General features: G+C 38.8%; 11 protein-coding genes and 1 other annotated feature. Of the genes, 4 read left to right on the forward strand and 7 right to left on the reverse strand.

The window, feature by feature from the left end; translation table 11 throughout:
- Window positions 1-244 precede the first annotated feature (244 nt).
- Together AB1471_RS02855 and AB1471_RS02860 are read right to left on the reverse strand one after the other, a co-directional pair.
- Entirely contained in the window at window positions 245-958 is a 714-nt protein-coding gene (locus AB1471_RS02855; RefSeq protein WP_367778063.1) for a pseudouridine synthase, read from the reverse strand.
- Window positions 959-1,085: 127 nt separating this feature from the next.
- Window positions 1,086-2,705: a putative polysaccharide biosynthesis protein gene (locus tag AB1471_RS02860; protein ID WP_367778064.1), complete on the reverse strand. Its 1,620-nt coding sequence runs from the start codon at window positions 2,703-2,705 to the stop codon at window positions 1,086-1,088.
- Between the two features lie 182 nt (window positions 2,706-2,887).
- On the opposite strand from AB1471_RS02860, the gene AB1471_RS02865 reads away from it, so the two are divergent.
- Window positions 2,888-4,156 carry a BaiN/RdsA family NAD(P)/FAD-dependent oxidoreductase gene (locus AB1471_RS02865; protein WP_367778122.1) on the forward strand — a complete coding sequence of 423 codons (1,269 nt, stop codon included), beginning with the start codon at window positions 2,888-2,890 and terminating at the stop codon, window positions 4,154-4,156.
- Between the two features lie 224 nt (window positions 4,157-4,380).
- Window positions 4,381-4,620 (forward strand): hypothetical protein, encoded by a 240-nt coding sequence (locus AB1471_RS02870; RefSeq protein ID WP_367778065.1) that lies wholly within the window; start codon window positions 4,381-4,383, stop codon window positions 4,618-4,620.
- A 108-nt stretch (window positions 4,621-4,728) separates the two neighbouring features.
- Here the strand turns inward: AB1471_RS02870 and AB1471_RS02875 are convergent, their stop codons facing one another.
- From AB1471_RS02875 to AB1471_RS02885, 3 genes are all read right to left on the reverse strand, one after another.
- Window positions 4,729-5,043, reverse strand: a complete 315-nt coding sequence (locus AB1471_RS02875; protein WP_367778067.1) for a rhodanese-like domain-containing protein — start codon at window positions 5,041-5,043, stop codon at window positions 4,729-4,731.
- 132 nt (window positions 5,044-5,175) lie between these two features.
- Complete coding sequence (leuS, locus tag AB1471_RS02880; protein ID WP_367778068.1) at window positions 5,176-7,587, reverse strand: leucine--tRNA ligase; 2,412 nt, start codon at window positions 7,585-7,587, stop codon at window positions 5,176-5,178.
- Between the two features lie 63 nt (window positions 7,588-7,650).
- Window positions 7,651-7,875 (reverse strand) — a binding site (T-box leader).
- A 92-nt stretch (window positions 7,876-7,967) separates the two neighbouring features.
- Window positions 7,968-8,879 carry an RES family NAD+ phosphorylase gene (locus tag AB1471_RS02885; RefSeq protein WP_367778069.1) on the reverse strand — a complete coding sequence of 304 codons (912 nt, stop codon included), beginning with the start codon at window positions 8,877-8,879 and terminating at the stop codon, window positions 7,968-7,970.
- 505 nt (window positions 8,880-9,384) lie between these two features.
- Here AB1471_RS02885 and AB1471_RS02890 point away from each other — a divergent pair.
- Window positions 9,385-10,572: an MFS transporter gene (locus AB1471_RS02890; RefSeq protein WP_367778070.1), complete on the forward strand. Its 1,188-nt coding sequence runs from the start codon at window positions 9,385-9,387 to the stop codon at window positions 10,570-10,572.
- A 49-nt stretch (window positions 10,573-10,621) separates the two neighbouring features.
- Here the strand turns inward: AB1471_RS02890 and AB1471_RS02895 are convergent, their stop codons facing one another.
- On the reverse strand, window positions 10,622-11,503 hold the full coding sequence (locus AB1471_RS02895; RefSeq protein ID WP_367778071.1) for a YihY/virulence factor BrkB family protein: 882 nt from the start codon (window positions 11,501-11,503) through the stop codon (window positions 10,622-10,624).
- 27 nt (window positions 11,504-11,530) lie between these two features.
- Window positions 11,531-11,944 (reverse strand): YtxH domain-containing protein, encoded by a 414-nt coding sequence (locus tag AB1471_RS02900; protein WP_367778072.1) that lies wholly within the window; start codon window positions 11,942-11,944, stop codon window positions 11,531-11,533.
- 389 nt (window positions 11,945-12,333) lie between these two features.
- On the opposite strand from AB1471_RS02900, the gene AB1471_RS02905 reads away from it, so the two are divergent.
- The gene (locus AB1471_RS02905) at window positions 12,334-13,698 is read left to right on the forward strand and encodes an alanine/glycine:cation symporter family protein (RefSeq protein ID WP_367778073.1); all 1,365 of its coding nucleotides are present in this window, start codon (window positions 12,334-12,336) and stop codon (window positions 13,696-13,698) included.
- The last annotated feature ends 26 nt before the right edge of the window (window positions 13,699-13,724 follow it).

Below are 13,724 nucleotides of genomic sequence, written 5' to 3' on the forward strand. Positions count from 1 at the left end.
GCGCTTTTTGCCTAATGGGCGAGTTAGCTTATCACCTCAAGGGGCTAGCCACTTGCGCTGGAAGATGATTTATTTAAATGTAAGTTATCCACCCAATTGCCGTAATATCGTTGTCTTATTCTATTTCTAAAAGCCCCCATCTCAATGTGTTGAGATGGGGGCTTTTGATTCGACTTAACTTGAAATGTAACAATGCGACTCTACAGTATTTAAGAAAAATAAATTTTCATGACTCCAAATCATATTATTCTCGATTTTGCAATTTTACTAATTCATCTTCTATTAATTCTCTATACTCGCCTATCTTGAGAACCGGATCTAATGTCAACGTTCCCATTGATATTCGCTGTAAATACGTCACTTCTTTGCCGACCGCTTGGAACATACGCTTTACTTGATGAAATTTGCCTTCTGTAATCGTTAATTCAATTTCTGATGTAGAACCAGAAGAAAGAATAACCAGATCGCCGGGTTTCGTTTCGTAACCATCATCTAGTATGATACCCATTTTAAATGCTTCTTGGTCATGCTCGGTCACTTCACCGTCAATACGAGCAAAATATGTTTTTGGCACGTGCTTTTTTGGTGACAACAATTGATGAGAAAGCTGCCCATCGTTCGTTAACAGCAAGAGTCCTTCCGTATCTTTATCTAACCTACCGACAGGAAATGGTTCAAACACTTGATATTCCACTGGCAACAAATCAATCACTGTTTTATGCTCACGATCTTCCGTTGCTGAAATGACCCCTTGTGGTTTATTCATGAGAATATAAATAAATTCACGATACTCAATTTTCTCTCCATTTACCACAACAACTTGTTTAAATGGATCAACTTGAGCCTTCCCTTCTTTAGCAGGAACCCCATCTATCAAGACTGTCCCTGATTTCAATAATTTCTTCATTTCTTTCCGACTACCATAACCCATATTTGATAAAAGCTTATCTAAACGCATATAAGTCACTCCTTTGCGAACCTAACAAAAGCCAGTGCTGAACTGGCTCCTTTTATTTAATAAAAGATAGTAGTGATTGATTTATTGCAACTTACGATAACGTCTACACCTAGCTGTCAAGACTCAACTAAGACGTAAATCTCTTTCTGAGACGTGTAATACGTTCTCCGAATAGTTTATCTGCCAGACGTGATTTCAAGCTTAAGACGAAATACACAAACGCTCCAACGATTCCACATACAGCGAGGATAAGTATCGCTTGCCAGCGGTTTGAAGGGTCAAGGAAAAACGTTAGTCCGAAATAAAACAGTAGCACAGGCACAGCCATAATAACGTTAAATATTACCATTAGCGTTGTGCGCTTAATCACTATTCTATATTTGTAAGCAGCAAAGTGACGAATCACGAGCAAATTGATCATAATAGCAACTACGTACCCAATACTTGTTGCTAAGACAGCCCCTTGAACTTCCATCATCTGCACAAGCGGGATATTGATGGAGAGCTTTACGAGTAAACCAACGAGTAGACTGAGCACACTCCAACGCTGTTCATTGATCCCTTGCATCATTGCAGCAGTAACGTGGAAAAGAGCAAACAAAATGGCCACTGGTGCATACGTACGTAACACTTCCGTACCTAATTCACTAGCACCGTAGAATACCGTATACGCTGGTTCAGCAAGTAACGCCAAGCCAATTGCTGCAGGCATTGTTAAGAAAAGTAATATTTGAAACGTTTGATCAAGCTGATTATTTAAGCCTCGCCAATCCCCCTTTGCAAACGTTTTAGTAACAACTGGAATAAGTGTCAGCGCGAACGCAGTTGCAAGTGAGACTGGGATGATCACGAGTTTATGCGTAGTAAAGGATAAGATCCCATACTGATCATCGGAGACTGCTGCTAATCCAATCGAAGCCATTGCACGGTTAAATGTCACGGTATCGACTAATTGGAACAACGGATTTGCCACTCCAACAAGGACAAAAGGAATGGAGTACAGCAAAATCTCTTTATACATATCTTTAATTGAAATTTGAACTTCACCGCGATTATTCTCAAGCATTTTATCTAAATGAGGCTTTCGTTTAAAGTAATACCAAATGAGTAATGCTAAACTAGCAGCCCCTCCAACAAATGCACCGAACGTTGCGACCGCAATCGCTGTGGTCATCGAACCGTCCATTACGTACAAAACAACATACACACCTACAAGGAGGAAAACAATACGTACGATTTGCTCAATAACATTCGATACAGCTGTTGGTCCCATCGACTCATGCCCTTGGAAAAACCCTCGTATTAAACTCATAAATGGGATAATGATAAGTGCAAAACTTACCGCTCGAATCACGGTCGTCACTTGCTCAATGGTAATTTGTTGCTCATCCGCTGGGATCGCTAAACCAGCAAAAAACGGAGCGAACGTATACATGATCAAAAAGGAGAGAAACCCCGTTAATGTCATTAACCATAGACCTGATCTGAAAAGCCTTCGCCCGATTTCATATTCTTCTAATGCATTATATTTAGCAACAAATTTCGACACAGCTAATGGGACTCCGGCTGTTGCAACCGATATAAAGATCGTATAAGGAATATATCCGTAAGAATAGAGAGCTGTAGCACTCACATCATTTCCTAGTAAGAATGTAAACGGAATCACAAAAAACAAACCAAGAAATTTTGAAATAAATGTCCCAAGCGTTAATATAAACGTTCCTCTTACTAATGTAGATTTTGACATAGATTTTATTTTCACTTCCCAATCTAAGGAAAAACTGATTTTTCGACACTAACCATTAGTTTACTACTCCATTAGAGTAATGACAATCGATTTACGACTCCTATTCGGACAAATCGTTGAACATCATGCGTAGTAACGATAAAATAAATCAAGTATGTATTGAAGAAAAGTTGGTGAGAAAAATGAAATATGACGTCATCGTCGTTGGCGGTGGTCCTTCTGGACTCATGGCCGCAATTGCTGCTGGCGAAAAAAAAGAGCGTGTATTACTCGTTGATAAAGGATCAAAGCTTGGCAAAAAGTTAGCCATATCTGGTGGTGGTCGCTGCAATGTAACAAACCGATTGCCAGTTGATGAAATCATTAAACACATCCCTGGGAATGGACGTTTTTTACACAGCGCTTTTTCCATTTTTAACAATGAAGATATTATTGCTTTTTTCGAAGGGCTTGGTGTGGCATTAAAAGAAGAAGATCATGGACGCATGTTCCCTGTTTCCAATAAAGCGCAGTCGGTGGTAGACGCATTGCTTCGCAGACTTGGAGAACTTCATGTAGAAATTCGAACAAATGTTGAAGTCGCAGATCTTCTTGTCAATGAGGAATCAGTCGAAGGCATCCAGTTAGTAAATGGAGATCAAATTATGGCTAATGCAGTTGTTCTGGCTGTTGGGGGTAAATCCGTTCCACAAACCGGCTCAACAGGTGATGGCTATCCATGGGTCGAAAAAGCAGGACATACCGTAACTGAGCTTTTCCCAACAGAAGTACCTTTGCTATCAAACGAACCATTTATCAAAAACCGAAAGCTACAAGGTCTCGCATTAAGAGGAGCTGCGGTTAGCGTGTTAAATAAAAAAGGCAAGCCACTAGTCACACACGAAATGGACATGCTCTTTACCCATTTTGGTTTATCCGGTCCAGCCATTTTACGTTGTAGTCAATTTGTAGTGAAGGAAATGAAAAAGCAAAAAGGGGAAGCCGTTGTTGTCCGCATCGACTCTATGCCTTCAATTAATGCCGAATCTCTTTTCCAACAGCTTCATAAAGAAGCAAAAGATCAAGCGAAAAAAGCGGTTAAAAATGTATGGAAGGGACTTATTCCAGAACGCTATCTGGACTTTTTAATGGAGCGTTCTGAGATTGATCCAGACCAACAAGCTGGTACCATTGCCACGGATAAATTTCGTTTGGTAGTTCATCTAATGAAATCGTTCGAGCTACGCGTGAATGGTACTCAATCCATTGAAAAAGCCTTTGTTACAGGTGGCGGAGTATCCGTTAAAGAAATCGAACCGAAAACGATGGCATCAAAAAAATGTAGCGGATTATTTGTTTGCGGTGAGTTATTGGATATTCATGGCTACACGGGAGGATACAACATTACCTCAGCGCTTGTAACTGGACGATTAGCTGGGACGAATGCTGGGATGATGGATGTTCCTTTATAAAATGGGGTCGCTTAATACGTTGAATGTAGAACACTTCAATGGTAAAGTGTGCGAACGAATTGAATTTATTGAAAAGGTCATTCTCTCCCTTAAGGTAAATGACCTTTTCAATTGTAGTCCTGAGAATAAATTTAAAAAGCCATTTGTCGGACTTTTTAGCGAATTAAACAAACTATTAAACTAAAGGTATAGTTTAGTGACTCTAGTTAATTGGAGCTTAATTTATGAAAAATAAAAAAACCACTGTTAAACAACTGATTTTAGGTTACATTCTGTTTGGGATATTCATTATACTGGGGTGTTTACAAATTATGTTAACTCCTTTCACTTTCGTTAGAGGTATTAATTTAATAAGTGTTATCGCTTTTTCGATGGGTGTAGGTGCATTTAGTAAGAGAGCATTTTATATTACAAAGAAGATGATTGATGAAAATCATAATCTAAAAATCCCCACCACAAAATAAGTTTCATATTAAAACTACAAAGCGCTTAATCCCTTTATAATCAAGGGATTAAGCGCTATTTTGTGAGTATATTTTTTAAAACCTTATTCAAGAGAGTGACCTATACGTTTATCCTTTTGGTTTTGTTTCGCCACCATATTCAAGCATACCGCCTGTCATGTTTACGACTTTGTAGCCGTGATCGTGTAAGAACCAGCCAACATTTTCACTACGGCGACCTGAGCGGCAGATTAAAATATATTCATTGTCTTGGTCAAGGTCGTCTAAACTCATTGCAATTTCGCCCATCACGATGTGTGTTGCTTGAGGAATCATCCCTTCAGCCACTTCATCTTCTTCACGAACATCGACTAAATGGAGTTCTTCCCCCGCTTTAAGCTTTTGTTGAACCTCTTGTGCTGTGATCGTTTTAAGTTCTGACATCGTTAACTCCCTTTCTTCCCTTTATAATTATTTATAGTATACCAAAAAAGGTCTTACGCCTAAAACAAAAGGTGTCATCCCTTCCCCAAACCTTTTGTGGGAGGAATGACACCGATCATAAATAGCGTTTCTTTAGTTCGCTACAATATTCACAAGTTTCCCTGGAACAGCAATCACTTTGCGAACGGTTTTGCCTTCGATTGCTGACTGGATTGATGCATCTTCCATTGCAATCTGCTCCATTTGATCCTTACTTGCCTCTTTTGCGATCATCATTTTACGTTTCAGCTTGCCGTTCACTTGAACAACAATTTCAACTTCATTATCAACTAACTTCGACTCATCAAATGTTGGCCATGCAGCATAGGTGATCTCTGTTTCACCAAGTTTTTCCCATAACTCTTCAGCTAAATGAGGGGCAAACGGTGACAGCATTTTAACGAATCCTTTCACATATTCAACTGGAAGCACATCTACTTTGTATGCTTCGTTTATAAACACCATCATTTGTGAGATGGCTGTGTTGAAACGAATACCTTCCGTATCCTCCGTTACTTTTTTCACCGTTTGATTATACACTTTATCCAATGCTTCGTTTGATTGATCTTTAACTGTTTCAGCTAGTGTACCTTCATTGGTAATAAACAAACGCCAAACGCGATCAAGGAAACGACGTGCACCATCAAGTCCATTTTCTGACCAAGCGATGGATGCATCAAGTGGTCCCATAAACATTTCGTAGACGCGTAGTGTATCCGCACCATGACTTTCAATGATTTCATCAGGGTTTACAACGTTCCCTTTTGATTTACTCATTTTTTCATTGTTTTCACCTAGGATCATTCCTTGGTTAAACAATTTTTGGAATGGCTCTTTCGTATGAACCACGCCGATATCATACAATACTTTGTGCCAGAAACGAGCGTAAAGCAAGTGAAGTACAGCATGTTCTGCACCACCGATGTAAATATCAACAGGTAACCAGTGTTTAAGTTTTTCAGGATCAGCAAGTGCTTCTTCGTTCGTTGGATCGATGTAACGAAGGTAATACCAGCAGCTGCCTGCCCATTGCGGCATCGTATTCGTTTCACGACGACCTTTTTTACCTGTTTCAGGATCAACAACATTTACCCACTCTTCAATGTTCGCAAGTGGAGATTCACCTGTACCAGATGGTTTAATGTTTGTTGTTTTCGGAAGTTCAAGTGGTAATTCATCAACTGGAACACCTGTTGTTGTGCCATCTTCCCAATGGATAATCGGAATCGGCTCACCCCAATAGCGTTGACGGCTAAATAACCAGTCGCGCAGACGATACGTAATTTTCTTTGAACCAAGTTGCTTTTCTTCTAACCATTCAATCGCTTTACTAATTCCTTCTTCTTTGCCGAGTCCATTTATGAAGTCAGAGTTAACATGGGTACCCTCGCCAGTGTACGCTTCTTTTGAGACGTCTCCACCTTCAACGACTTCAATGATTGGAAGGTCGAATTTTTGAGCAAACTCATAGTCTCGCTCGTCATGCGCCGGGACCGCCATGATCGCACCGCTGCCGTAGCTCATAAGAACATAATCGGCAACCCAAATCGGCATTTTTTCGTTATTTACAGGGTTAATCGCATAAGCACCTGTGAATACACCTGATTTGTCTTTCGCAAGATCTGTTCGTTCAAGGTCACTTTTTGATTTAACTTCGTCGATATAGTTAGCAACAGCTTCTTTCTGCTCGCCAACAGTAATTCGATCAACCAGGGGATGCTCAGGTGCAATGACTGCATACGTTGCACCAAATAAAGTATCAGGACGAGTTGTAAACACGTCAAAAGTTTCGTTAGTGTCTGCAATGTGGAACGTAATTTCAGCTCCTTCAGATTTGCCGACCCAGTTACGTTGCATATCTTTAATGCTTTCTGGCCAATCCAGCTCTTCTAAATCATCAATGAGACGATCTGCGTAAGCGGTGATTTTCAATACCCACTGCCTCATCGGACGACGTTCAACAGGATGTCCTCCACGTTCACTTTTGCCATCGATAATTTCTTCATTCGCTAACACCGTACCAAGTGCAGGACACCAGTTAACAGCCACCTCATCCACATAAGCCAATCCTTTTTCATAAAGCTTAAGGAAAATCCACTGTGTCCATTTATAATAGCTTGGATCTGTTGTGCTAATTTCACGATCCCAATCGTATGAAAAACCAAGTTCTTGAATTTGACGACGGAATGTATCAATGTTTATCTTTGTAAATTCTGCTGGGTCATTGCCTGTATCAAGTGCATATTGCTCTGCTGGAAGACCAAACGCATCCCATCCCATTGGATGAAGAACATTGTAGCCTTGCATGCGCTTGAAACGTGCTAAAATATCGGTCGCTGTATAACCTTCTGGATGTCCTACATGCAATCCAGATCCAGATGGGTACGGAAACATATCGAGTGCATAAAATTTCTTTTTACCAAGATCATCGGTTGTTTTAAATGTTTTGTGGTCAGCCCAATGCTTCTGCCACTTTTTTTCGATTTGTTGATGATGAAAACTCATGACAATTCCTCCTAATGCATCTAGTTCTATTTTCCTACAAAAATACAAAAACCCCCGCCCCTATAATGGGACGAGAGTTAGTTAGAAATCTCCCGCGGTACCACCCAAATTCGTGTACACGCACTTTGAAAAAGTTATCATCCTTATCGCGGAATACGGATTGTGCTACCATTTTTCGCACAATCGACTCAGAGGTGAGTTCATGATTCATTCGGCTAACTTCCACCGTCCGTTAGCTCTCTTTAGGCTCGAATTGAAATCCCTACTAATCCTCTTCAACGTCTAATTTTATAGAATTCTATTCCATTATATTCAATGAAAGACCGACTTACAAGCCTTTTCTTCCATGCAGTATAGTCGAATTCATCATTTTTTATTCATTAACAGAGAGCCTGCGGAATCGACTCAATAGCGTAATCATATCCAACTCCAGAAACGTTACATTTATCGAGAGTAATATATTCGAACTTTTTTAGGGAAAAGAAAACAAAATTCTCTCCTGCACCTAATGAACTCTTAAATTTTAGACCATCATAACCCAGGTTTTTTATTAGTTCTGTAAGGTATTGTGTTGGTATATATTCTATATCTGATTCAAAAGGATTAATTGGCTTGGATAGCTCATCGGAAAGCTTATTCAATAATATAATAGATTCAATATTTTGAGATAAATCATCCATGAGAAAAGGAGAACTAAGAAATACTTTCGAACTTAAATCTATGACTTCGATAGGTTCTTTTAAATGGATTGTAGCAATGGTGATTTCTGCTCCAACCCAAGGTCTTGTTTCGGCAATACAGGTATACTTATTACTTGCTACATAAAGGTAAGGTATTCCTTTTGGATTTCCTCTTCCTGAGGTTGCTTTATCGTAAGGTGGTGGGCCCATCTTTTCTAACGTATAATTACCGATTCTTGCTCTATAAAATACAGAGTTGGGGTCAAATTTTAAACTCTTCTTCGGGAGCAATGATTCTAATTTATTCGATAGATCATTTTTACAAAAGTATCTGTTTTCTTTTTTAATAGAGTCGGCGAAATTGTTCCATATATCGATATTACTAACATATGTAAATGAAGCGCTATCTCTTGAATACAGGTCACTATTATTTAAAGAATCATAATACTCTCTATGATAATTTAAGATATCAAATAAAAGTTTATCATAATCTTTTTCTTCAGAAAATACTTGCCAGTCCTCTTGAATTAATTCTTCCAACATAGCACCATGATCAGTAGGGCATTCAATTTGATGAAAATAATGTTCCCCATGTGTTGTAGGAGCATACATCGAAAACAGGTTTTCAAAATCTTCTACTAAACTTTAAATAGGAATAGATTTAACGTTTTTTTTTCTACAATAATCACAATCAGATATAATCCCGTCAGATTCTATTTTGTCTATTATAAAGTGATCTTCAAAACAATTTATGCAACATTGCATAACATCACAGCCTCTCGTGTTTACCTTTCGACATTAATATATTATACCACCAACTTTAAAGTATTACTTGCTTCTTAATGTACCCCATATAAGGAGCATACAAATTGAGTTATCCAATAACACGTCTTTTTATTATCAAATGATTACCAATTATACATATAGAAAAAAGACACCTATTTTGATACGATGGTAAGCGACAAAACCTACATCCTGTACACAAAGGTGCCTTTTATGAACTGGTTAACACTATTACCAACCTACTTGCACGTTTCATTTCTATAGATGAATGACATACCATCATCGAAAATCATGCTTACATATTCATAATTACTTAAGTCAGGAGCTTGTTTTTATGCACGTATCTACTTCATTTCGCTTTTGGATTTTAGTTTGTATTGTTGCGATATCAGGGTTTTCACAAGGCATGCTTCTGCCATTGATCGCTATTATATTTGAACAAGATGGCGTGTCTTCTACTATGAATGGTTTTCACGCCACAGGGATTTATATTGGAATATTAATTGCATCACCTTTAATGGAGGCGCCCCTTCGAAAGTTCGGATATAAACCGATGATTCTTTTTGGCGGATGTATTGTCGGTGTTGCCCTCCTTCTTTTTCCTTTATGGCCTCATTTTTGGTTTTGGTTTGCCTTACGTTTGCTAATTGGAATAGGAGATCAAATGCTACACTTCTCAACACAAACGTGGATTACTTCTTTTTCATCAGCAGAACGTCGAGGACGAAACATTGCCATTTATGGGTTGTTTTTTTCACTCGGATTTGCAATGGGACCAGCAATGAGTTCATTGGTTGAAATTGATCGGGCACTACCATTTATCGTGTCAGGCGTATTTACTTTTATCACTTGGGGATTTGTATTCTTTCTTCGCAATGACTTTCCAGATCACGGAGGTGTCGGAACAGCATCCCTACTTGGAACGCTTCACCGATTTAAACAAGTTGGAAAATATGCTTGGGTCGCATTCCTCCCCCCACTTTGCTACGGCTTTTTAGAAGCATCGCTGCATGGTAACTTTCCTATTTATGCGCTTCGAAATGGAGTTGAAGCGAGTGCGATCGCGATTATCCTTCCTGCATTTTCAATTGGCGCTATTGTGTTTCAGCTTCCGTTAGGCATTTTGAGTGATAAGTTTGGACGTCATCGTATCTTGATGATGGTCTTATTTGTCGGTGCAATTTGTTTTATTGGCTCAGGCCTTGCTGGAACATCTGCTATTTGGCTATTTATTTCGTTCTTTGTTGCTGGTATGGCAGTTGGATCAACGTTTTCACTAGGTATTAGTTATATGACTGATCTGCTTCCAAAAAATTTATTACCAGCAGGAAATATTATGTGCGGCATTGCATTTAGTTTGGGTAGTGTTAGCGGACCAACTTTTGGAGGTTTAATTATTCAGTGGTTTCCAGGAGGATTTTTCTATTTGATAAGCACCATGCTTCTGGGTGTTTGCTTGAGTTTATGGATCTTTTCCGTTATGCAAAAAAACAAGAGATTTCCTGTTCCTCCTTCGCATTAACGAATAAGGTTCGGCGCAAGCCAAACCTTATTTAAATCGGAAAAAATCATCATGATTCAGTATGACGTTTTTTTGCTGCCATTATGGCATTGACTTGAGCTCCAATCATCATAATGATGCCCGATAAGTAAAGCCAAACCATCAAGACGATAATTCCTCCAACACTTCCGTATGTAGAGGCATAGTTACTGAATCTTCCAACGTAATATGCAAAAAGAAAAGAAATGATTAACCATCCAGCAGTTGCCAAAATCGCTCCTGGAATCACACTTACAAAGCGAATTTTTACATTCGGTACAAAAGCATACAAACCAGTGAATACGATGATCAAAACAAATGGCGTTACGCCAAATCGTAATACGTTCCAGATTGTCAAGAATTGATCGGATAATCCAAAGGCAGAAAAGGCGATATCTCCAATGTGATGCCCGAAAATTGGTAGCAATAATGCAATTATGAAAACTCCTATCATGCCGATTGTCCATACGATAGCCATGCCTCGTGCCACAATAAATGAACGCGTTTCTTCTACTTCATACGCTTGGTTAAAAGATTTCATAAGTGCATTCATGCCATATGATGCGGACCAAAGTGTGCCTAATAAACCTATCGATAAAATGCCAGTGTTATCGCCTGTGTTTACTTCAGTGATCGTTGATTCTATAACGGACATGATTTCACCCGGTGCAAACTCAGAAAAGAAATTTAACATTCCCTGTTGTGTTATTGGTAGGTAAGGAATAAGTGCCAATGCAAAAATTAGCAACGGAAAAAGAGATAGTAAAAAGAAATACGCCAGCTGTGCACTTAGTCCCAATGTATCACTCTTTGTAAATCTTCTTATCACTTCTTTGACAAATCCACTTATTGTGTTTAACTTCCCTTTATCTACAGAATCTGTTCGATCAGCTGAAGGTTTTTTTGTATTCATTGAATCCTCCTAACTGTATACTTTACGTCAACTTTGTCCTTCCGGATGATTTCGTTGGTTAAAGAGATTTTCATTTTCTCCCTTTCCATCCTGATCTTCTGAAAACACTTGCTTATAGTTTTCTCCTGAAGATTCAAACGTTTCCTTTGTTTCTGTAAGGATATTCTGTAGTTGAGGTGTCATGTCTTTAACTTCATTGTATTTTGATGATAAAAATTCGTAATCGTCTTGTATTTGATCTACTGTTCCTTTTAGTTGCTCTACTTTAGCTTGTATTTTGTCAGAAAGCTCTCTCGGATTTGTGGAATAATACGAAATAGCTTGTCCACTTTTTTTAGCAGTATCGAACGTTTGTCTTCGTGTTTCACGATCTAACAAACTAACTGCCCCTCCAATAATTGCTCCAAGAATGATCCCAGTAGAAAATTTGTTTTTTGACATTAAGACTCCCCCAAATAAGATGATATTTTTTATTTTGATAAAAATGCCAGATATCCTTCATCTATTTAATCATAGATTTCTTCAATATCTCCAGAATAATGTGGTTCAGGTACATTAACTGTATAGGAATCGGTTAATTCTAACAATAACAGATTCTGCAATTGTTGACCTGCATGTATTTCTCATACTTACAAATAAAACGCTGATCATGTATAGGTCCCGAAGCCTTACTTCCCCCTTCTTATTTTACCTAAACTAGCCTTTCTAAAACCTACTATATTTTCCAAATGGGAAAAAAACCTTGACAAAACCATTGAATTTTCTTAATATTCGATATAATACGTGCGGAAATTGTTCTTTTTACATCCTATTTGTAGAGGAGGAGTTCCATGGAAGCTTTTGAAAACTTTTTGATTAACGTCAGTGATCTTGTTTGGGGAGCACCATTGTTAATTCTTTTAGTTGGGACAGGGATCTACTTAACATTCCGATTAGGGTTAATACAATTTAGATTCACTGGTTACTCCCTAAAGCTAGCCTTTTCAAGAAATCAGGACAAGCACTCTAAAGGAGATATATCTCATTTTCAATCGTTAATGACGGCAATGGCCGGGACGGTTGGAACAGGGAATATCGTCGGTGTCGCCACAGCTGTGGTTCTAGGTGGTCCTGGAGCGATTTTCTGGATGTGGCTATCTGCAATATTCGGAATGGCTACAAAGTATGCGGAGGCCGTGCTAGCCGTTAAATACCGTGTTCAAGATGCGGATGGTCAGATGTCAGGCGGTCCTATGTACTATCTTGAACGAGGCCTTAAGCAAAAATGGCTTGGTATTTTATTTGCCCTATTTGGTGCAATCGCAGCTTTCGGAATAGGTAATATGGTTCAATCAAATGCCGTTTCTGGTGTTGTGGCAGATACGTTTAGCATTCCAACTTGGATAACTGGAATCGCCTTAACCATTTTTACTGCATTAGTTATTCTTGGTGGTATTAAAAGCATCGGTAAAGTAACGGCTTTTATTGTTCCCTTCATGGCTGCTTTTTATTTAATCGCTGGATTATTTGTTATGATACTAAATTTTGAACTTGTGCCTCAAGCGTTTGCCACCATTTTCTCTCTTGCATTTGGAAATGAAGCCATTGCTGGTGGTGTCATCGGTGCAATTATCCGTTATGGTGTCGCACGTGGCGTATTCTCGAATGAAGCAGGTCTTGGCTCGGCTCCAATCGCTGCTGCAGCAGCTAAAACAGACTTGCCTGGACGTCAAGGACTTGTATCCATGACACAAGTCTTGATCGATACGTTAATTATTTGTTCGATTACAGGTGTTACGATTGTCATGTCAGGACTTTATGAAGTCGGAAATTTAACGGGTGGTGCATTGACGTCTGCTTCATTCGGTTATTTCCTTGGTGATATGGGTAATTTGGTTGTCACGATCGGGTTAATTTTCTTTGCTGCTTCAACCATTATTGGCTGGTCTTATTATGGTGAAAAGTGTTTTCAATATTTAGTCGGAAATAAAAAGTTGAATACTTTTTACCGTTTGCTTTTTGTTGTTGCCATCATGGTCGGTTCAGTCGCTTCCCTTGATGTTGTTTGGCTATTCTCAGACGTCATGAACGGTTTAATGGCATTTCCGAATTTAATCGGTTTACTTGGATTGTCAGGTGTCGTTGCGTATGAGACGAAACGAATCAAAGAAAAGATTAAAGAAGAAAAAGCTGAAGAGAAAAGAAAAATTGCCTAGTGGTGCATGACAAATTCATGTTGACA

It is taken from the genome of Jeotgalibacillus marinus (genome assembly GCF_040801915.1).
Lineage (GTDB): Bacteria > Bacillota > Bacilli > Bacillales > Jeotgalibacillaceae > Jeotgalibacillus > Jeotgalibacillus marinus.

Excerpts from the sequence above, each read along its gene's own strand:
- AB1471_RS02855 (WP_367778063.1), bottom strand. The coding sequence starts at position 958 with ATGCGTTTAGATAAGCTTTTATCAAATATGGGTTATGGTAGTCGGAAA.
- AB1471_RS02860 (WP_367778064.1), bottom strand. The coding sequence starts at position 2,705 with ATGTCAAAATCTACATTAGTAAGAGGAACGTTTATATTAACGCTTGGG.
- AB1471_RS02865 (WP_367778122.1), top strand. The coding sequence starts at position 2,888 with ATGAAATATGACGTCATCGTCGTTGGCGGTGGTCCTTCTGGACTCATG.
- AB1471_RS02870 (WP_367778065.1), top strand. The coding sequence starts at position 4,381 with ATGAAAAATAAAAAAACCACTGTTAAACAACTGATTTTAGGTTACATT.
- AB1471_RS02875 (WP_367778067.1), bottom strand. The coding sequence starts at position 5,043 with ATGTCAGAACTTAAAACGATCACAGCACAAGAGGTTCAACAAAAGCTT.
- leuS (WP_367778068.1), bottom strand. The coding sequence starts at position 7,587 with ATGAGTTTTCATCATCAACAAATCGAAAAAAAGTGGCAGAAGCATTGG.
- AB1471_RS02885 (WP_367778069.1), bottom strand. The coding sequence starts at position 8,879 with ATGTATGCTCCTACAACACATGGGGAACATTATTTTCATCAAATTGAA.
- AB1471_RS02890 (WP_367778070.1), top strand. The coding sequence starts at position 9,385 with ATGCACGTATCTACTTCATTTCGCTTTTGGATTTTAGTTTGTATTGTT.
- AB1471_RS02895 (WP_367778071.1), bottom strand. The coding sequence starts at position 11,503 with ATGAATACAAAAAAACCTTCAGCTGATCGAACAGATTCTGTAGATAAA.
- AB1471_RS02900 (WP_367778072.1), bottom strand. The coding sequence starts at position 11,944 with ATGTCAAAAAACAAATTTTCTACTGGGATCATTCTTGGAGCAATTATT.
- AB1471_RS02905 (WP_367778073.1), top strand. The coding sequence starts at position 12,334 with ATGGAAGCTTTTGAAAACTTTTTGATTAACGTCAGTGATCTTGTTTGG.